The organism is Nonomuraea sp. JJY05 (assembly GCF_043496855.1).
In the GTDB taxonomy this organism is placed as follows: domain Bacteria; phylum Actinomycetota; class Actinomycetes; order Streptosporangiales; family Streptosporangiaceae; genus Nonomuraea.
Genome location: NZ_JBIEIS010000012.1, coordinates 54,661 through 71,520, shown reverse-complemented (window position 1 = coordinate 71,520; position 16,860 = coordinate 54,661). Strand labels below are relative to the sequence as shown.

The following is a 16,860-nucleotide window of genomic DNA, read 5'->3' as shown; positions in this document are numbered from 1 at the left end:
TCTCACCCCACTGGTCTGAGCACGCCGTTCAGGGCCACGGCTCCGGCGCCGTGCTTGGCGTCGAGGTCGCGGCGCTGCTCGTCGGTGGCCACCCAGACCTGGGCGGTCACCTGGTTGCGCAGCACGCTGGGGGACGCCGAGACGAGACCGTCGCCCAGCTCGGCCTCGATCTCCCGCTGGATCGCCTCCAGCTCACTCTGGCTGCGCGCCGCGCCGCTGACGCACAGCGCGCCGCCCCACACCTCGCGGATCCACGCCTCGCGGCCCGACAGGTCGCCGGTGAACTTCAGATTGAGCACCAGCCGCCGCGGGTCGTCGGCCTCCGTCGACTCCGGGGGGAGCTCCTTCATCTGGCTCCGGTCGATCCAGGCGCCCGCGAACTCCTTGGCCGTGCCGGCGCGCGCCAGCGCCCGGTCCAGTGCCTGCTGCGTGGCCTTGGCGGGATCGACCGGCCGCCAGCCGCCCTCCGGCGCCGGGCACGGACTGGTGAGGTCCTCCTCCTGGGTGGGGGCCGCCTTCCTGGGGGCGCCCGGCGGCTCGGTGAGCGTCAGCCTGCTGCCGTCCCAAGTGCCCACGACGCGATACTCGCCCCATTTCACGCCGCCCTGCGACTCGTGATCCACCTTGTTCCAGTCCCAGCCGACCACGTCCGGACCGCCGCACTGCGGTGGCAACGACTCCATGACCATCATGCACAGCTGCGGCCCGTGCCCGCCGCCTTCGAGCACCGTCAGGTTCGCCTCGTAACGGGGCGGGGACGCGGCCTCCGATGCGCCGCAGCCCGCGAGGGCCAGGGTGGTCAGCAGGCCGAAAGCCGCCGTTCGCCGATTCATATCCTTTCGACGTCACCACCCCCCGGAGTGGTTCAGGAGCGATCAGAACGCGACAACAACCCCATCGCAGCACTAGGCTGACGGACATCACTGGCGAAACCGCGCGGGAGAGCGCCCTGACAGCCGGTCAGGGTCCCTGAAGGAGCAAGCCCTCCCCGCAAACCTCTCAAGGCAAAGGACCGCGCGGCCTATGGTGACCTCTGGAAAGCAGGCCCGCGGGGCCTCGCCGAAGGTGAAAGTCCGGCAAAACTCGGGCGAAGCTCTCAGGCATCGATGACAGAGGGGGAGGATGCTGGCATCCAATCCTGTCCAGAGGTGCGACAAATGTCCCGACCAACACCGCTACGAGACGTTCACGAGAGCCTCGGCGCCACGCTCACCGACTTCGCCGGGTGGCTCATGCCGCTCCGGTACGGGAGCGAGTCCGCGGAGCACAACGCCGTTCGCCAGGCGGCCGGGCTGTTCGACCTCTCCCACATGGGCGAAATCTTCCTGACCGGGCCGCAGGCCGGCCAGGCGCTCGACTACGCGCTGGTCGGCCACCTGTCGGCGCTGGCGACCGGGCGGGCCAGATACACCATGATCGTCAACGAGCGGGGCGGGGTGCTCGACGACCTCATCGTCTACCGGCTCGACGATGACGAGTTCATGGTCGTGGCAAACGCCTCGAACTACGAAAAAGTGGCAAAAGAGCTGATTGAGCGGTCGAAGGCGTTCGACGTGCTGGTCGAGGACCGGTCCGACCAGTACGCGCTGATCGCCGTACAGGGGCCCCGATCGCAGGAGATCCTCGCCACGCTCACCGACGCCGACCTCGACGGGCTCAAGTACTACGCGGGCCTGCCCGAGCTGGTCGACGGGCGGCAGGCGCTGATCGCCCGCACCGGCTACACCGGCGAGGACGGGTTCGAGCTGTTCGTCGCCAACCAGGACGCGGTGCCGCTCTGGCACGCGCTCATGGCGGCGGGCGAGCCGTACGGCCTCAAGCCCGCCGGCCTGTCCAGCCGCGACACCCTCAGGCTGGAAGCCGGCATGCCGCTCTACGGCAACGAACTGAGCGCCGAGCTGACCCCGTTCGACGCGGGGCTGGGCAGAGTGGTGAAATTCGACAAGCCGGGCGACTTCGTCGGCCGGTCGGCGCTCGAGGCGGTCAAGGACGACCCGCCCCGGCGCCGGCTCGTCGGCCTGGTCGCGCGGGGACGCCGGGTGCCGCGCCACGGCTACCCGGTCACCAAAGACGGCGCCGTCGTCGGCGAGGTCACCAGCGGTGCGCCCTCCCAGAGCCTGGGCAGGCCCATCGCGATGGCCTACGTGGACACCGGCGCCGAGTCAGGCCTGGCCGTGGACATCCGGGGCAGCCATGAACCTATGGACCTGGTAGAGCTGCCCTTCTACAGGAGGAACAAGTGAGCAACATCCCTGACGAGCTGAGCTACACCAAGGAGCACGAGTGGGTGGCCGGCCTGGACGACGGCCTCATCGTGACGATCGGCGTCACGGCCTTCGCCGCCAACTCTCTTGGTGACGTCGTCTTCGTGCAGCTCCCCGACGTCGGCTCGACCGTGGAGCCGGGCGACTCCGTCGGCGAGGTGGAGTCGACCAAGTCGGTGAACGAGATCTACACCCCCGTCGGGGGTGAGGTCGTCGAGGTTAACCAGGCCGTGGTCGACGACCCCAGTCTGGTCAACAGTGACCCGTATGGCGACGGCTGGATGTTCCGGGTGCGTGTCGAGGGCGACGCCGAAGATGTGCTGACCGCCGAGGAGTACACGGCGCTCACCTCAGGCGATTCCTGACCTTTTTGCCGGGGCCCTGCGCGGGCCCCGGCCCCAGCATGAAAGGCGCCATCAATGGCGATCAGCGTCTTCGACCTTTTCAAGATCGGCATCGGCCCGTCGAGCTCCCACACGGGAGGCCCGATGGCGGCCGCGCACAAGTTCGCCCGCGGGCTGCACGACGACGACCTGCTCTCCCGGGTCGCGCGGGTCGAGGCCATCCTGTACGGCTCGCTCGGCCTGACCGGCAAGGGCCACGGCAGCGACAAGGCGGTCCTGCTCGGCCTGTCCGGCGAGAAGCCCGAGCTGGTCGACGTCGACTCCATCGACGGCCGCCTGGCCGAGATGCGGGAGTCGGGCACGGTCAAGCTGTACGGGACGCACGAGATCCGCTTCGTCGTGGGCGAGCACCTCGTCTTCGAACGCAAGATCTCGCTGCCCGAGCACCCGAACGGCATGCGCTTCACCGCGTACGACGCCGACGGCGAGAAGCTGAGGGAGAAGGTCTACTTCTCGGTGGGCGGCGGTTTCGTCGTGGACGAGAAGGCCACGGGCGCCGACCGCATCAAGCCGGACGACACCGTCCTGCCCTACCCCTTCACCACGGGCGAGGAGCTGCTCAAGCACTGCTCGAACACCGGCCTGTCGATCTCCGCGCTGATGCTGGAGAACGAGAAGGCGTTCGGCCGCACCGAGGAGGAGATCCGCTCGGGCCTGCTGCGGCTCTGGGCGGTCATGTCGGAGTGCGTGCGCCGCGGCATCTCCAAGGAGGGCGTCCTGCCCGGCGGGCTGAAGGTCAAGCGCCGCGCCAACCAGCTCCACCGCCGCCTGCAGTCGGAGCCGGCGGAGAAGGACCCGCTGCAGGCCATGGACTGGGTCACGCTGTTCGCGCTGGCGGTCAACGAGGAGAACGCCGCCGGGGGCCGCATCGTCACCGCCCCCACCAACGGCGCCGCCGGCATCATCCCGGCCGTCCTGACGTACTACACCCGCTTCGTCCCGCACGCGGACGAGGAGGGCGTGGTCCGCTTCCTGCTGACGGCGGGCGCGATCGGCGTGCTGTTCAAGGAGAACGCCTCGATCTCGGGCGCCGAGGTCGGCTGCCAGGGTGAGGTCGGCTCCGCCTGCTCGATGGCCTCGGCCGGCCTCACGGAGGCCCTCGGGGGCACGCCCGAGCAGGTCGAGAACGCGGCCGAGATCGGCATCGAGCACAACCTGGGCCTGACCTGCGACCCGATCGGCGGCCTGGTCCAGATCCCGTGCATCGAGCGCAACGCGGTGGCCTCCAACAAGGCCATCACGGCCGCCCGGATCGCCCTGCGCGGCGACGGCCGCCACTTCGTACCGCTGGATCGTGCCATCAAGACGATGCGGGACACCGGGCGGGACATGCTGGACAAGTACAAGGAGACCTCGCGCGGCGGGCTGGCCGTCAACGTGATCGAGTGCTGACCCTCGGGAGCTAGGACGGCCTGGCGCAGGTCGCGTACGGAGCCACCCTGAATTGCGTGCTGCCGGCGGTCAGGAATTGAAGTCGCCATCCGTCGTCCGCCGCGGTGGGAGCATCGATGATCTCGTCGATGTTGGAGTTCGGCGGGATGTTGCCGTTTATGACATATCCGCCGCCCAGCACCACCTTGCCGGCGGGGCACATGACGGTGATGACATTCGACAGGCCCATCGGGAGCGTCACTTCCGGCCCGGTGACTTTCTCATAGTTTCTGAGCGCGTTCGCCGTCTGCTGTGTGGTCTGCGTGCAGTTGATGGCCTGCTCGTTGCCCAACCGGTTGCGGTCGCCATGGGCGCTGTTGTTGTTCTGCGCCGTGGGAATGCACAGCACCGAGGGTGCCACGTTCACGTTCGGGAGCAGGTCCGAGAGCACCCTCGGGTTCGGTACGACATTGTCGATGACGTCTATGACCGGCTGGCCGTCGGCCAGCGCCGGGGCTGAAATGCCGCCGGCAACGGCGGTGCCGGCCGAAATGGCGAGAGCCGCGGCGAGTTCTCACTCTGTTCATGCGAATCTCCTCTTTTCGTTGAATCAGCGGCGGACGTGCAGGCGGACGACGGCGCTCGCCTCGTCGTCGCGGACCTCGCGGCGGATCCTGCCGACGATGTCGTGGTCCAATTTGCTCACCACCGCGCCCACGTCCGCGGTGGACGGGCACGTCAGGGTGACGCGCAGGCCGTTCTCGGCGACCCGCACCGCCGACCGGCCGAGTCCTTCCACGCCCTTCAGCCCGACGAAGAGCATGGCGGTGCCCGTGCCGTTGCGGGCGCCGCGGCGGCCCCAGCCGAGGCTGAGCAGGAGCCAGCGGAGCGAGACCAGCGACAGGAGCAGGAAGCTCAGGGCCAGCACCCACAGGGGCCAGGGCTCGTCGGCGAGCACCCGGCGGGTCTGGGCCGGGAGGACCTTGGCGGTGGCGGGCAGGTCGAAGAGGTGGCCGTGGCCGCGGAGCCAGGCGTACGCGCCCAGGCCCAGCAGCGTGCCGCCCACGATGGCCAGGCCGACGCGGTTGCCCGCGTACTGCCGCATCGCGGCCCCCTTGCCGCGAGACGGTGTCCGTTGGGCAGCCGTACGTTCGGGCATCACGCCGCCTCTCCGCGCGGCCGGCCCGTCTCGGTGCGTCCGGGCATCACGCCACCTCTCCGCGCGGCCGGCCCGTCTCGGTGCGTCCGGGCATCACGCGCCCTTTCTGCGCAGCCGGACCACGACCTCGCCGGTGCCCAGCGTGCCCACGCCCGCCAGCCGGTCCCCCACCGCCATGCCGACCTGCCTGAGCATCGTGCCGGAGCTCTCCGTCCCCGTCATGACCGTGACCTCGATGGTGCTCCTGCGCAGCCGTACCCGGGCGCGGTCCACCCCGGACACCTGCTGGGCGGCCGCGCGGAGCGTGCGGCGCAGGCCCGAGCGGGTGATGCCGATGACGATCCGCGGGTCGGACGTCTCCACCGGCACCAGCCTCGACTGGCCGGGCACGATCGCCAGCAGCAGCATCAGTACGCCCGCGACCGCCGCGCCCACGGCGGCGGTGGACAGCTCCGGCCAGGTGGTCTTACCCGCGAGGTCGACCAGTTTGTTCACGGGGACCCAGCCGAGCCGGTGGCCGAGCAGCCCCGACACGATCTCGGCCGCCGTCGCTCCCAGCCCGGCGGCCAGCGTGAGCGCGACGAGGGCTCCAGGGAGGGTTCGCGCCGGTCTGAGCGCCCTGCTCGCCCGGCGCAGTCCGGTGTGCCGCGCGGGGACGGCGGCGCCGGGGACTGTCTGCTGAAGCGTGGTCATCACAACGACACACGTACACGGGTCCCGCGTGGCCGGAACCGCGCCCCCGCCGCCCGTTTGCCCGAACATTACGGGGCGGCCAACAAGGTGAACAACACTCATATTCATTTGCCTGATATGCCGTTACGCTGCCCATATGGACGACCGCCAGCGCTATGACCGCGCCACAGCGGTCCTCGAGCCGCCGTTCGCGATCCTCGATCTGGCGGCCATGCGGGCCAACGCGGCCGACCTCGTACGGCGGGCGTCGGGCAAGCCGATCCGCGTGGCCAGCAAGTCGGTCCGCAGCCGTCCCGTGCTCGAACGCATCCTGGCCATGGACGGCTTCCGGGGCATCATGGCCTTCACGCTCCCCGAGGCGCTGTGGCTGGCCTCCCACGGGTTCACGGACATCCTGGTGGCCTACCCGACGGCCGACCGGCACGCGCTGGCCGAGCTGGCCGGGGACGAGGACGCGGCCAGGCACATCACTCTGACCATCGACTCGACCGCCCACCTGGACTTCACCGAGGCGGCCGTGGCCGGGGTGCGCCCCCGGGCCGAGCTCCGGACCTGCATCGACATCGATGCCGGATACATCGCTTTTGGCGGGAAATTTCGGGCTGGGGTGCTCCGGTCGCCGATCCGCGAGCCGGAAGAGGCCGCCGACCTGGCCGCCGCCGTCGCCAAGCGCCCCGGGTTCCGGGTAGCCGGGCTGATGGCGTACGAGGCCCAGATCGGCGGGGTCGGCGACGCCCCGCCCGCGAACGCCGCCTACACCCGCGCCGTCCGCATCATGCAGGCCCTCTCCGCCAGGGACCTCATCCTCAGGCGAGGCCGCATCGTGAACGCCGTCCGCCAGATCACCGACCTGGAGTTCGTCAACGGCGGCGGCACCGGGTCCGTCGAGCGCACCGTACTCGAGAAGGCCATCACGGAGGTGGCGGCCGGATCGGGCTTCTTCCACCCGAGGCTGTTCGACTTCTACCGCCGCTTCACCGGGCACCCGGCCGCGCTCTTCGCCCTGCCGGTGGTGCGCCGCCCGAGCGTGGACACCGTGACCGTGCTCGGGGGCGGCTATCTGGCCTCGGGCACGCCGGACCCGAGCCGCCTGCCCCAGCCGTACCTGCCGGCCGGTCTGCACTACGCCCGGGACGAAGGAGCGGGCGAGGTGCAGACCCCGCTGCTCGGCCAGGCCGCCCAGGACCTGCGGATCGGGGACCGGGTGTGGTTCAGGCACGCCAAGGCGGGCGAGATGTGCGAGCGCTTCGACGCGCTCCACCTCATCGACGGCGACACGCTGGTGGAGTCGGTGCCCACGTACCGGGGCGAGGGCCGGACCTTCCTCTGAGGGCCCGGGTCAGCGGCGCCTGCGGCGGCGCCAGAGCACGATGGCCGCCCCCACGACCAGCACCGCGCCGATCCCGATCAGCACCGGCGCCAGGTCGGGCCGCTCCTCCTCCCACACCTGGTCGGGGTGGTCGCCGGCTTCGACCGGCCGCGGCGTCACCCCCAGCGCGTCGCCGACGGACGCCACGAAGTGCGTGGCCCTGCTCTTGACGTCGGAAACCGTGCGCTCGGCGACCCGCTTGGGGCTCACCCGGTCGGCTATGGCGTCGACCGTCTGCGCCAACTCCGCGCGCGTCCGCGCGATCCGTCGCTCCAGCTCGTCCGGATCGGTGTCAGCCATGGCTCTCCTCTCGACCTCACGCGTGGCCGCGCCCGCTCCGCGTGCCGTGCGAACTCCGTCGTTCGTGGTGCTGATCAGTCTGTCAGGTCGGCGCACCGTACGGCACGGCGGCCAGGCCGGTAGGTTGGCGGGAAGGAACTCAGGAGGGCCCATTGACCGAAACCAAGCTCGCGCCCGGCGACGCCGCGCCCGAGTTCACGCTACCCGCCGCCGACGGCGAGACCGTCTCACTTGACGCCTACCGCGGCAAGCGGGTGATCCTCTATTTCTACCCTGCCGCGATGACGCCCGGCTGCACCAAGCAGGCCTGCGACTTCCGCGACAACCTCGGGCAGCTGACGGCCGAGGGTTTCGTCGTTCTCGGCGTGTCTAAGGACAAACCGGAAAAACTCGCCAAATTCGCCGAACGTGACGCCCTGACCTTCCCCTTGTTGTCCGACCCCGACCTGACCGTGCACCAGGCGTACGGCGCGTACGGCCCGAAGAAGCTGTACGGCAAGGAGATCGTGGGGGTCATCCGCTCGACTTTCGTCATCGACGCGGACGGAAAGGTGGAGCAGGCGCTCTACAACGTGAAGGCCACGGGCCACGTGGCCGGGCTCAAGAAGAAGCTCGGCCTGAGCTGAACACCCCGGCGGGCCCTCCCGGAGGGCCCGTACCCGTCTTCACATGCGCTCCTCTTCCCCGCTGAGAGCGCTAAACTGTGTCAGGCCCGCATTGGCGGGGGCTGCGCGGGCGTGGCGAAATGGCATACGCGGCAGGTTTAGGTCCTGTTGGTGGAGACACCGTGGGGGTTCGAGTCCCCCCGCCCGCACACCTGTGCACCGGATCGGCGTCTGTTTCGTCCCGCAAAAGTCGCTGTCCGCGAGTGGCAGTTCGGGAACAACAGTCTCAGGTTCTCTCTCCGATTGTCCAGCGGATTGCCATTGATGTGGTCCACCTCAAGGATCAGTGGTTTCCCTTGCCAGGTCTCTCCGGTCCCGCACATGACGCAACGTGCGGGCACGCCGATCTCGTCCAGAGCACGGCGCAGCACCGCACCTGGAGTGCGGCTCGTCCGAAGAGGGCGCTCCGCGAGAACGGCGGCAGGGTCTCTGCGTGGCTTGCTCATCACCGAACTGGTGATCTTGCGTTGGAAGTGGGCCGTGTCGATGCCATGGCGTGCGATGTGCCGAAGGAGTCGCCGCCGATTCGTTTCGCTGACGGGCAGGCGAAGTCGGCGCATCATCGACGCCACCGACCGGGACTCTTTCGCCGCAGATCTGACATCGCTCTCGTTTAGCCGGAGACGCTGGAAGCCGACGGGTTCGGCGATGTCGAAAGATCGGAGCTGACGACGGACCTCCTCCCGGAATCTCCCGCTCTCAGCCATGCCAAGGCGCCGCAGAATTTCCCGCATGCCCTTCGCACCCTTGACCGCCTCTTCCAGAGCGTCGCGCTCGAACGCCTCGGGCAGCACGCTCTCTCGATACCCGGGAAGGCGATTGAAATGTGATACATCAATGCTCATGGCTTTGATCCGACGGCTGATATGCGAATGCGCCCCACCACTACGTGGAATTTCAAGGTGATCGAGCACTTCGCAAACACTCGTCGACGCCGCTACGGCCTCGGTCAAGATCTGGAAATGGCTGGTGTCGATGCCGAGTTCGGCTATTTTCCGGCTCAAGCTCGCGCGCCGGCCGCCGGAGTTTCTCAGCCCAGCAAGGACAGGACCTCGGTAAGTGGCCGAGCCCGGCGCACGAATCCGGCCAGCTCTTCGGGGGTTGGATCGGCATTCGACATGGATGCAGGCTACGGCTGGGGACCGACACTTTCGAGAAACGATCTCGCCGATCGACCATTTACTGCAATAATCGCCCGGTTTGCTACTCGATCACGTTGAGGACCGGGCCGGCCCGCGAAGTTTCCGGGCACTTGTCCAGCAGGTCTCGGCTGGTGTCCCATATAGTCTTGATGACCTTATACAGGGCTATGACCGGACACCTAGCCGCTGCTGGTCGGCCTCGGGTCCGGCGCCGGTGGGACGTCGGACCGCGGGGCCTTCGGCACCACCCAGCCGCACCAGACGTCGCCGTCCTCCCCCTCCTCGCAGGCGGAGCCGTCGAGGCGCTCGGGCACCTGGAAGCGCCTGGGCTGCCGGTCCGGCTCCTGCCAGTACATCCCGTGCACCTCTTCCCGGTGCGCGAATCCGCTGACCAAAGCCACGGCGGTGCCGCCCAGCAGGGCGCCGATCACGAGGCCGATGAGGCCGGCGCCGAGGACCTGGGCCTGCTTCTGCCGGAAGAACTCCCGGTAGGAGTCAGGGCGCGGGGGTGGCGTGAGAGGCATCGTGAAGCCGGGGCCCGGAGGGGCCTGGCCGTACTTCAGCCTGCTCGGCCCTTCAGGCTCGTGCAGCTCGTCCGCAGGGGTCGGGTCGCGCGGTGCTTCCTCTTCACCGCGCGACCCGGCGTCGCGATCATGATCCGCCATCACGATCTCCCTTTACTCGCCCGCTAGAGGGGCGCTCCCAGAGACAAGAATGCCCAAGTCACCGTAAGCCCGGCGTAAGACCCCGGTCTGTTCCCTGCCACGTAAGACCTGGGTCGTAGACGCACTTCCACCTACAGGCGGAACAACGGTCAGACGGCGGTACATATCGTGATGGTGTGTTCGGTAAGGTGCGGGCGTGGTCGAGACGCCACGAGAAGCTGGCGGGCGCCCTCCGGGTCGCCCCGCTCGCCACGCTGTGCGCGATCCTGGCGATCCCGTACGCGTCCGCCCCCTCGACCGCGACCAGCGGCCCCTACCTCGGCGTGGCCGGATACGCGGCCCTGTCGGCGGTGCTGCTGCTGCCGCTGCTCTGGCGTGACCGCCCGGTCGCCTCGTTCGCCGCGATAGCGCTGATCAGCTTCGGGCAGTGGCTGGCGGGCGTCAACCCGCTGCCCGCCAACCTCGCCGTGCTGGTCGCGCTCTGGGCGGTGGCGTACCGGTGCTCGTTCCGCTGGTCGCTGGCCGCGGGGCTGGTGACGGAGCTGGGGGTGTTCCTGGCCCTGGCCAGGTGGGACACGCCCACCTTGGGGATGTTCTTCAGCGCCTCGATCTTCACGGTGACGGTCTGGCTGACCGGCCTGTACGCCAGCACGCGCCGGCGATATCTGGAAGGGCTCGAAGAGCGCGCGGAACGGGCGGAACGCGAGCGCGACCAGCAGGCCAGGATGGCCGCCGCGGCCGAGCGGGCCAGGATCGCCAGGGAGCTTCACGACGTCGTGGCCCACAACGTCAGCGTGATGGTGGTGCAGGCCGACGGCGCGGGCTACGCCCTCGACAGCGACCCCGAGCAGGCCCGCGAGGCCGTCAGGGCCATCTCCAAGACCGGCCGTGCCGCGCTCGCCGAGATGCGCAGGCTGGTCGGCGTCCTGCGCGAGGGCGAGCAGGCGGGCACCGACTACACCCCGCAGCCGGGGCTCGGCCAGCTGGAGGACCTGGTGCGCGGCTCGGCCGTGCCCGCGCGGCTCCAGGTCGGCGGCGCGCCCGTCGAGCTGCCCGAGGGCCAGCAGCTCGCGGTCTACCGCATCGTCCAGGAGGCCCTCACGAACGCGCTCAAGCACGGCGGCCCGGGTGTCCAGGCGCTCGTGGAGATCGACTACAGCGGCCCCGAGCTCGTCGTACGCGTGACCGACGACGGCAGGGGCGCGGCGGCCCCCAGGAGCGCCGACGGTCACGGCCTGATCGGCATGCGCGAGCGGGTCGGCATGTACGGCGGCGCCGTGTCGGCGGAGCCCCTGCGGGGCGGCGGGTTCGAGGTGCTGGCCAGATTGCCCATGGTCAAGGCGGCATAGAGGAGGTGGCCGGGTGATTCGCGTGATGCTGGTCGACGATCAGCAGCTGCTGCGCGCCGGGTTCAGGATGGTGCTCGCGGCCCAGCCGGACATCGAGGTGGTGGCCGAGGCCGGCGACGGGGCCGCGGCGCTGGAGCTGCTGGAGACCACCGAGGTGGACGTCGTGCTCATGGACGTGCGCATGCCGGTCATGGACGGCGTCGAGGCCACCAGCCGTATCCAGGGCCCGAAGGTGCTGATCCTGACCACCTTCGACCTCGACGAGTACGCGTTCGCCGCGGTCAAGGCGGGTGCCGCCGGGTTCCTGCTGAAGGACGTGCCGCCGGCCGACCTGGTCGACGCGATCAAGGTCGTGCACGCGGGCGACTCGGTGGTGTCGCCGAGCACGTTACGGCGGATGCTGGACAGGTTCGCCGCGCAGCTCCCGACGGACGAGCCGGTGGCGACGGCCGACCTCACGCCGCGCGAGCGCGAGGTGCTGCTCATGGTGGCCCGCGGCCTGTCCAACATGGAGATCGCCGGCCGCCTGCAGGTGGCGGAGGCGACGGTGAAGACGCACCTGGGGCGGGTGCTGGCCAAGCTGGGGCTGCGGGATCGTGCGCAGGTCGTGGTGTACGCGTACGAGGCCGGGCTGATCGTGCCGTCGCACCGACCGAAAAGTCATCGGCCGGAAAGCCATCGGCCGAAAGTCTGACCGGAGTCGTCTGAAGTCCTACACGAAGTCCATCCGCAGGTCCCACAAATCCTGAAAATTCCACTCCTAGCGTGGTTCGCGTTGAAAAACCGCGACAAGGAGTGAAAGTGACGCTCACCGATACCCGGCGCCAGGCACCGCCCGCGGTGGTGGCCAGAGATCTGACCAAGGTGTACGGCGAAGGCGACGCCCAGGTGCGCGCCCTGCGCGCGGTGAACGTGTCCTTCGCCACCGGGGCCTTCACCGCCATCATGGGCCCGTCGGGCTCCGGCAAGTCCACGCTGATGCACTGCCTGGCCGGGCTCGACGCCGCCACCTCGGGCACCGTGCACATCGGCGACGTGGAGCTGACCGGGCTGAACGACCGGCAGCTCACGCTGCTGCGCCGTGAGCGGATCGGGTTCGTCTTCCAGGCCTTCAACCTGCTGCCCACGCTCACCGCCGAGCAGAACATCCGCCTGCCGCTGGACATCGCCGCCCGCCAGGCGGATCAGGCACTGTTCGACCGGGTGATCGAGACCGTCGGGCTGAAGGACCGGCTCGGGCACCGGCCGAGCGAGCTGTCCGGCGGCCAGCAGCAGCGCGTGGCCGTGGCCAGGGCCCTGATCAGCAAGCCTCAGGTGATCTTCGCCGACGAGCCCACGGGGAACCTGGACTCCCGCAGCGGCGCCGAGGTGCTGTCCTTCCTGCGCACCTCCGTACGCGAATTGGGGCAGACCATCGTCATGGTCACGCACGACCCGGTGGCCGCCTCGTACGCCGACCGCGTGGTGTTCCTGCGCGACGGCGAGCTGGTCAGCGAGATCGGCGCGCCGACGCCGCAGTCCGTGCTGGACACGCTCGTACAGCTGGAAAGGGCGTGAGGAGGTGCTGAAGACGGCACTGGCCGGGCTGCGCGCGCACAAGCTCAGGCTGCTGCTCACCTCGCTGGCGATCACGCTGGGCGTGGGGTTCATCGCGGGCACGTTCGTGCTGAACGACACCGTGCAGGCCGGGTTCGCGCAGCGCGTCACGGCCGACGCGGGCAAGGTGGACGTGGCCGTGCTGCCCAAGGGCCCCGACGCGGTGCTGCCGGAGCGCGTCCTCGAACAGGTGCGCGCCCTGGACGGCGTCACCGAGGCCCAGGGCCTGATCCGCGCCCCCGCGCCCGTGCTCGGCAAGGACGGCAAGGCCGTCGGGAACGCCCCCACCACGGCCCTGTCCGTCGTCCGGGGGCCGCTCGACCGCACCGACATCGTCTCGGGCACCGGCCCGGGAACCGACGACCAGGCCGCCGTGCTGGACAAGAACACCGCCAAGGCCCAGGGCTTCAAGCTCGGCGACCCGATCACGGTGCTCGACGCCAGGCGGCGCAAGCACCAGTTCAGGCTCGTCGGCCTGCTCGACCCCGGCGTGGACCAGGAGCTCTCCTACACCGGCGCGGTGGGCTTCACCACGGCCACCGCGCAGCGGATGACGGGCGCGGAAGGCTACCGCGAGATCGACGTGGCGGGCCGGGCTCCCGGGCTCAAGCAGGCCGTCGCGGCGGCCGTGGGCGGTGCGTACGTGGTCAAGACCGGCGGCGAGCTGGCCGACGACCTGGCCAAGGCGGCCGGGGTGGAGACCCGCACGTTCACGCTGGGCCTGCTGATGTTCGGCGTCGTGGCGATGATGGTGGCCGCGCTGGTCATCTACAACACCTTCAACATCCTCGTCGCGCAGCGCACCAGGGAGATGGCGCTGCTGCGGTGCATCGGGGCCACGCGCGGGCAGGTGTTCGGCTCGATCGTGCTGGAGTCCGCGGTGGTGGGGCTGATCGCCTCCGTGCTCGGCCTGGTCATCGGGTACGGCCTGGCATCGCTCACGCTGACGGTCCTGGCCTCGTTCGACGCCCCGCTGCCCACGGACGCGTCCGTCGCCCTCAGCCCGGCCACGATCGGGATCGGCCTGGCCGTCGGCCTGGCGGTCACGTTGGGCGCGGCCCTGCTGCCCGCCAGGTCGGCCACCCGGGTCGCGCCGATCGCGGCGCTGCGGAGCCAGGCCGAGGAGCAGACGTTCCGCGCGACCCTCGTACGCGGCGTCCTCGCCGCGTTCTTCCTCGTGGCGGGCCTCGGCACGACGGCCGTCGGCGTCTTCGTGGTCACGCCCGGCCAGCAGGTCTCGCTCTTCGTCGTCATGGCCGGGGGCGCGCTGACGTTCCTGGCCGTGCTGATCCTGGGCCCGGTGCTGATCAAACCGCTGAGCACGCTGGTCGGCTGGATCCCCGGCAGGCTGTTCGGGGTGCCGGGGCGGCTCGCGGTGGACAACTCGAGCCGCAACCCCAAGCGGGCCGCCACCACCACGGTCGCGCTGACCATCGGAGTGACGCTCATGACCCTGATCTCGGTGGTCACCGCGTCCACGAGGATGACGTTGACGGCCAAGCTGGACGACCAGTTCCCGATCGACTACATGCTGGCCGGCCAGCAGCGCGGGGCGGTCATCCCCCGGTCCGTGGCCACGGAGCTGCGCGGCGAGCCGGAGCTGGCCTCCGTGGCGCAGCTGCGCGCCACCAAGGCCGAGGTCTCGGACCGTCGGCTCGACGTCGGCACGTTCAGCGGGGCGATCAACCCGCACGTGACCTCCGGCTCCATGAAGGGCTTCGGCCCCGGCCAGGTGGCGGTGGACGGCAGCGTGGCCAAGGAGCTGGGCGTGCGGCTCGGCGACTCCGTCCCGCTGAGGACCAAGGGCTCCGGGGTCGTCTCGCTGAAGGTGGTCGCGCTGCTCGACGGGAGCCAGTCGTCACTGTCTCCGGTCACGGTCGCGGAGGCGGCGTTCGACACGTACTTCGGAGCGCTGCCCGATTCCCGCGTCCTGATCAACATCAAGGACGGCGTGCCGCCCGAGCGGGCCCGCAAGGTGGTGGACGCCGCCGTCGCGGCCTACCCGACCGTGCAGGTGTCCAGCTCGACGGAGGTACGCGGCCAGTTCGACGAGACGCTGGACATGCTGCTCATGATCATCACCGGGCTGCTCGGGCTGGCGATCCTGATCTCGCTCCTGGGCATCGCCAACACGCTCTCCCTGTCGGTCCACGAGCGCACGAGGGAGTCGGCGCTGCTGCGCGCCCTGGGCCTGACCCGGCCGCAGCTGCGCCGGATGCTGTCCGTCGAGGCGCTGGTGCTCGGGCTGATCGGAGCGCTGGTGGGGGTGGTGCTCGGCGGGATCTTCGGCTGGGCCGCGATCATGGCGATGCTGGACGGGGCCGTCCTGTCGGTGCCCACCGGGCAGATCGCGCTGTTCGTGCTGCTGTCCGGGGCGGCCGGCGTGCTGGCCGCCGTGCTCCCGGCCCGCCGCGCCGCGCGCGCCTCGATCGTCGGCTCACTCGCCGCCGGCTGACGCCGGCGGCCCGCCCGGCCCTGTCGTGCGGGCGAAGCCGCGGCTCTCGGGCGCGGGGCCAGGGCTGTCTCAGCGGGGTGTGCGGCCGGGCCAGAGGTCGGCGACCGACTCGGGGTCGAGGAGCGGCCGGGCCACCACCTCGCCCGTGGCGCGGTCGATCACGATGCACCCGCCCCCGATCGTCTCCGGCAGCGTGGCCGGGTCGTCGGGTTCGAGCTCACGCACCCACGCCACATATCCGTCGCGGAACCCGTGCACCCCGACCGGCACCGCCTCGCCGGGCGGCAGCACGCCGTTGAAGTACTCCTCGGCCAGCGCCCGAGCCTGGTCGAGGTTCACCGTGGCCGTCCCTGCCGGTCGAGTATCACGCAGAACACCCCGGTCACCGTCATGTAGGCCGGTTCGACGGACATGTGCCCCCTCTGAGCGTCGATCCAGATCACCTCGCCGTCGTAGTTGACGGCGTTCCAGGCGTGGGAGCCGCCTCCGGGCCAGCGCACCACGATGACGGCCCCGGCCCCGTGCCCGGCGTCGCGCAGCCGCCGCGCGATCATCGGGTAGGCGTGCCGTCCCTGCCCCGCGCACTGGAAGCGCTGCCCGATCCACCGCTCGATCCGGGCCAGGCTCCCCTGCTCGCCGGTCAGCAGGGGCCGGCCGATCCGGTCGTACTCCGGGAATCTGGGCGCGGCCGTGGCGGGCTCGCCGTGCCAGGTGGACAGCACGGCCAGCGCGCAGTCTGCGGCGTTGGAGGCCCGGAACGGGTCGTCTGCGGGGCCGCCGCCGTTGATGAGCCGCACCCAGGTGCCGCGCGGGTCGGGGAAGCGATCGCCGGGCCGCAGCGCCTCGGCGAGGTCCTGCTCCACCTGTGGGTCCGGCTGAGCGAGCCCGCCCGGCTCCCCGTACGGCCTGGAGTCGGCGAGCCGGGATGGCCGGCGCGTCCGGTCGAACCAGTCGCCCTCCTCGACGTCGAGGAGGTCACCCGGCGTCTCAGACATGTCGGGCACGCGAGGACGCTCGGACCGGCGGTCGCGATCGTCCCCGGACCGGTGATCGCCGCCGGCCCCATGGTCACGCCCGGACCGGGGATCACGGTCGGACCGGGGATCACGGTCGGACCGGGGATCACGGTCGGACCGGGGATCACGGTCGGGTCCGGAGTCCCTGTCGGGCCGGTGATCGTGGTCGGGCCCGGAGTCCCGGTCGGACCGGCGGTCACGGCGGGGACGGGGGTCGGCGGGCGGTTGGGGCTCTAAGGTGGCCGGGCCCCCTGGAGAGCGCGTGGGGGCGGTGCCGGTCTCGGCGGCGCGCTCGTAGTCGAGCCACCGCACCCCCTCCGCCACCACGGGGTTGTACTGTCCGTCTGGAAGGACCCACCGGACGCCCGGCTTGCGCTCGCGGAACACGTCCTGCCTCCTGTCATGCTCGACG

Annotated in this window: 18 protein-coding genes, 1 tRNA gene, 1 pseudogene and 1 riboswitch; of the genes and pseudogenes, 11 read left to right on the top strand and 9 right to left on the bottom strand. The window is 70.4% G+C overall.

Annotated features, from left to right (window positions below; translation table 11 throughout):
* Nucleotides 1-2 precede the first annotated feature (2 nt).
* Nucleotides 3-833 (bottom strand): hypothetical protein, encoded by an 831-nt coding sequence (locus ACFKCF_RS20450; protein WP_394495707.1) that lies wholly within the window; start codon nt 831-833, stop codon nt 3-5.
* Between the two features lie 94 nt (nt 834-927).
* Nucleotides 928-1,025: riboswitch (glycine riboswitch) on the top strand.
* A gap of 132 nt (nt 1,026-1,157) precedes the next feature.
* On the opposite strand from ACFKCF_RS20450, the gene gcvT reads away from it, so the two are divergent.
* From gcvT to ACFKCF_RS20435, 3 genes are read left to right on the top strand one after another with little or no spacing between them, the layout of a single operon-like run.
* On the top strand, nt 1,158-2,243 hold the full coding sequence (gene gcvT / locus ACFKCF_RS20445; protein WP_394495705.1) for a glycine cleavage system aminomethyltransferase GcvT: 1,086 nt from the start codon (nt 1,158-1,160) through the stop codon (nt 2,241-2,243).
* Nucleotides 2,240-2,629: a glycine cleavage system protein GcvH gene (gcvH, locus tag ACFKCF_RS20440; RefSeq protein WP_394495703.1), complete on the top strand. Its 390-nt coding sequence runs from the start codon at nt 2,240-2,242 to the stop codon at nt 2,627-2,629. Before gcvT ends, gcvH begins: the two co-directional genes overlap by 4 nt.
* Nucleotides 2,630-2,683: 54 nt before the next feature.
* The gene (locus ACFKCF_RS20435) at nt 2,684-4,060 is read left to right on the top strand and encodes an L-serine ammonia-lyase (protein ID WP_394495701.1); all 1,377 of its coding nucleotides are present in this window, start codon (nt 2,684-2,686) and stop codon (nt 4,058-4,060) included.
* Nucleotides 4,061-4,070: 10 nt separating this feature from the next.
* Here ACFKCF_RS20435 and ACFKCF_RS20430 read toward each other — a convergent pair whose 3' ends face one another.
* The 3 genes from ACFKCF_RS20430 to ACFKCF_RS20420 all read right to left on the bottom strand — a co-directional run bounded on the left by ACFKCF_RS20430 (nt 4,071) and on the right by ACFKCF_RS20420 (nt 5,891).
* Nucleotides 4,071-4,466 carry a hypothetical protein gene (locus ACFKCF_RS20430; RefSeq protein ID WP_394495700.1) on the bottom strand — a complete coding sequence of 132 codons (396 nt, stop codon included), beginning with the start codon at nt 4,464-4,466 and terminating at the stop codon, nt 4,071-4,073.
* Nucleotides 4,467-4,649: 183 nt separating this feature from the next.
* Nucleotides 4,650-5,144 (bottom strand): hypothetical protein, encoded by a 495-nt coding sequence (locus ACFKCF_RS20425; protein ID WP_394495698.1) that lies wholly within the window; start codon nt 5,142-5,144, stop codon nt 4,650-4,652.
* A 147-nt stretch (nt 5,145-5,291) separates the two neighbouring features.
* Complete coding sequence (locus tag ACFKCF_RS20420; RefSeq protein ID WP_394495696.1) at nt 5,292-5,891, bottom strand: DUF6286 domain-containing protein; 600 nt, start codon at nt 5,889-5,891, stop codon at nt 5,292-5,294.
* A 136-nt stretch (nt 5,892-6,027) separates the two neighbouring features.
* On the opposite strand from ACFKCF_RS20420, the gene ACFKCF_RS20415 reads away from it, so the two are divergent.
* Nucleotides 6,028-7,221: an amino acid deaminase/aldolase gene (locus tag ACFKCF_RS20415; RefSeq protein WP_394495695.1), complete on the top strand. Its 1,194-nt coding sequence runs from the start codon at nt 6,028-6,030 to the stop codon at nt 7,219-7,221.
* Between the two features lie 9 nt (nt 7,222-7,230).
* Here ACFKCF_RS20415 and ACFKCF_RS20410 read toward each other — a convergent pair whose 3' ends face one another.
* A complete protein-coding gene (locus tag ACFKCF_RS20410; RefSeq protein WP_394495694.1) occupies nt 7,231-7,560 on the bottom strand; it encodes a DUF3618 domain-containing protein in 330 nt (109 codons plus the stop codon).
* Nucleotides 7,561-7,712: 152 nt separating this feature from the next.
* Here ACFKCF_RS20410 and bcp point away from each other — a divergent pair, with 152 nt between their 5' ends.
* On the top strand, nt 7,713-8,186 hold the full coding sequence (bcp, locus tag ACFKCF_RS20405; protein WP_394495692.1) for a thioredoxin-dependent thiol peroxidase: 474 nt from the start codon (nt 7,713-7,715) through the stop codon (nt 8,184-8,186).
* A gap of 105 nt (nt 8,187-8,291) precedes the next feature.
* Nucleotides 8,292-8,374, top strand: a tRNA-Leu gene (locus tag ACFKCF_RS20400).
* Between the two features lie 72 nt (nt 8,375-8,446).
* Here the strand turns inward: ACFKCF_RS20400 and ACFKCF_RS20395 are convergent.
* Nucleotides 8,447-8,548, bottom strand: a pseudogene (locus tag ACFKCF_RS20395) (HNH endonuclease); the annotation flags it as partial.
* 579 nt (nt 8,549-9,127) lie between these two features.
* Here ACFKCF_RS20395 and ACFKCF_RS20390 point away from each other — a divergent pair.
* Entirely contained in the window at nt 9,128-9,445 is a 318-nt protein-coding gene (locus ACFKCF_RS20390; RefSeq protein WP_394495690.1) for a hypothetical protein, read from the top strand.
* 101 nt (nt 9,446-9,546) lie between these two features.
* Here the strand turns inward: ACFKCF_RS20390 and ACFKCF_RS20385 are convergent, their stop codons facing one another.
* Complete coding sequence (locus ACFKCF_RS20385) at nt 9,547-10,032, bottom strand: hypothetical protein (protein WP_394495688.1); 486 nt, start codon at nt 10,030-10,032, stop codon at nt 9,547-9,549.
* Between the two features lie 176 nt (nt 10,033-10,208).
* On the opposite strand from ACFKCF_RS20385, the gene ACFKCF_RS20380 reads away from it, so the two are divergent.
* The 4 genes from ACFKCF_RS20380 (at nt 10,209) to ACFKCF_RS20365 (ending at nt 15,432) form a co-directional block, all read left to right on the top strand.
* On the top strand, nt 10,209-11,381 hold the full coding sequence (locus ACFKCF_RS20380; protein WP_394495686.1) for a sensor histidine kinase: 1,173 nt from the start codon (nt 10,209-10,211) through the stop codon (nt 11,379-11,381).
* A gap of 13 nt (nt 11,382-11,394) precedes the next feature.
* The gene (locus ACFKCF_RS20375; RefSeq protein WP_394495684.1) at nt 11,395-12,075 is read left to right on the top strand and encodes a response regulator transcription factor; all 681 of its coding nucleotides are present in this window, start codon (nt 11,395-11,397) and stop codon (nt 12,073-12,075) included.
* A 107-nt stretch (nt 12,076-12,182) separates the two neighbouring features.
* Complete coding sequence (locus ACFKCF_RS20370; protein ID WP_394495682.1) at nt 12,183-12,938, top strand: ABC transporter ATP-binding protein; 756 nt, start codon at nt 12,183-12,185, stop codon at nt 12,936-12,938.
* 4 nt (nt 12,939-12,942) lie between these two features.
* A complete protein-coding gene (locus tag ACFKCF_RS20365) occupies nt 12,943-15,432 on the top strand; it encodes an ABC transporter permease (protein ID WP_394495680.1) in 2,490 nt (829 codons plus the stop codon).
* 69 nt (nt 15,433-15,501) lie between these two features.
* Here ACFKCF_RS20365 and ACFKCF_RS20360 read toward each other — a convergent pair whose 3' ends face one another.
* Both ACFKCF_RS20360 and ACFKCF_RS20355 read right to left on the bottom strand, forming a co-directional pair.
* Nucleotides 15,502-15,771: a hypothetical protein gene (locus ACFKCF_RS20360; RefSeq protein ID WP_394495678.1), complete on the bottom strand. Its 270-nt coding sequence runs from the start codon at nt 15,769-15,771 to the stop codon at nt 15,502-15,504.
* Complete coding sequence (locus ACFKCF_RS20355) at nt 15,768-16,427, bottom strand: toxin glutamine deamidase domain-containing protein (RefSeq protein WP_394495676.1); 660 nt, start codon at nt 16,425-16,427, stop codon at nt 15,768-15,770. The genes ACFKCF_RS20360 and ACFKCF_RS20355 overlap by 4 nt, the downstream gene beginning before the upstream one ends.
* Between the last annotated feature and the right edge of the window lie 433 nt (nt 16,428-16,860).

Coding starts and splice junctions, on each gene's coding strand:
- ACFKCF_RS20415 (WP_394495695.1), top strand. CDS start 6,028: ATGGACGACCGCCAGCGCTATGACCGCGCCACAGCGGTCCTCGAGCCG.
- ACFKCF_RS20385 (WP_394495688.1), bottom strand. CDS start 10,032: ATGGCGGATCATGATCGCGACGCCGGGTCGCGCGGTGAAGAGGAAGCA.
- ACFKCF_RS20450 (WP_394495707.1), bottom strand. CDS start 833: ATGAATCGGCGAACGGCGGCTTTCGGCCTGCTGACCACCCTGGCCCTC.
- ACFKCF_RS20355 (WP_394495676.1), bottom strand. CDS start 16,427: ATGTCTGAGACGCCGGGTGACCTCCTCGACGTCGAGGAGGGCGACTGG.
- ACFKCF_RS20435 (WP_394495701.1), top strand. CDS start 2,684: ATGGCGATCAGCGTCTTCGACCTTTTCAAGATCGGCATCGGCCCGTCG.
- ACFKCF_RS20425 (WP_394495698.1), bottom strand. CDS start 5,144: ATGCGGCAGTACGCGGGCAACCGCGTCGGCCTGGCCATCGTGGGCGGC.
- ACFKCF_RS20410 (WP_394495694.1), bottom strand. CDS start 7,560: ATGGCTGACACCGATCCGGACGAGCTGGAGCGACGGATCGCGCGGACG.
- gcvT (WP_394495705.1), top strand. CDS start 1,158: ATGTCCCGACCAACACCGCTACGAGACGTTCACGAGAGCCTCGGCGCC.
- ACFKCF_RS20420 (WP_394495696.1), bottom strand. CDS start 5,891: ATGACCACGCTTCAGCAGACAGTCCCCGGCGCCGCCGTCCCCGCGCGG.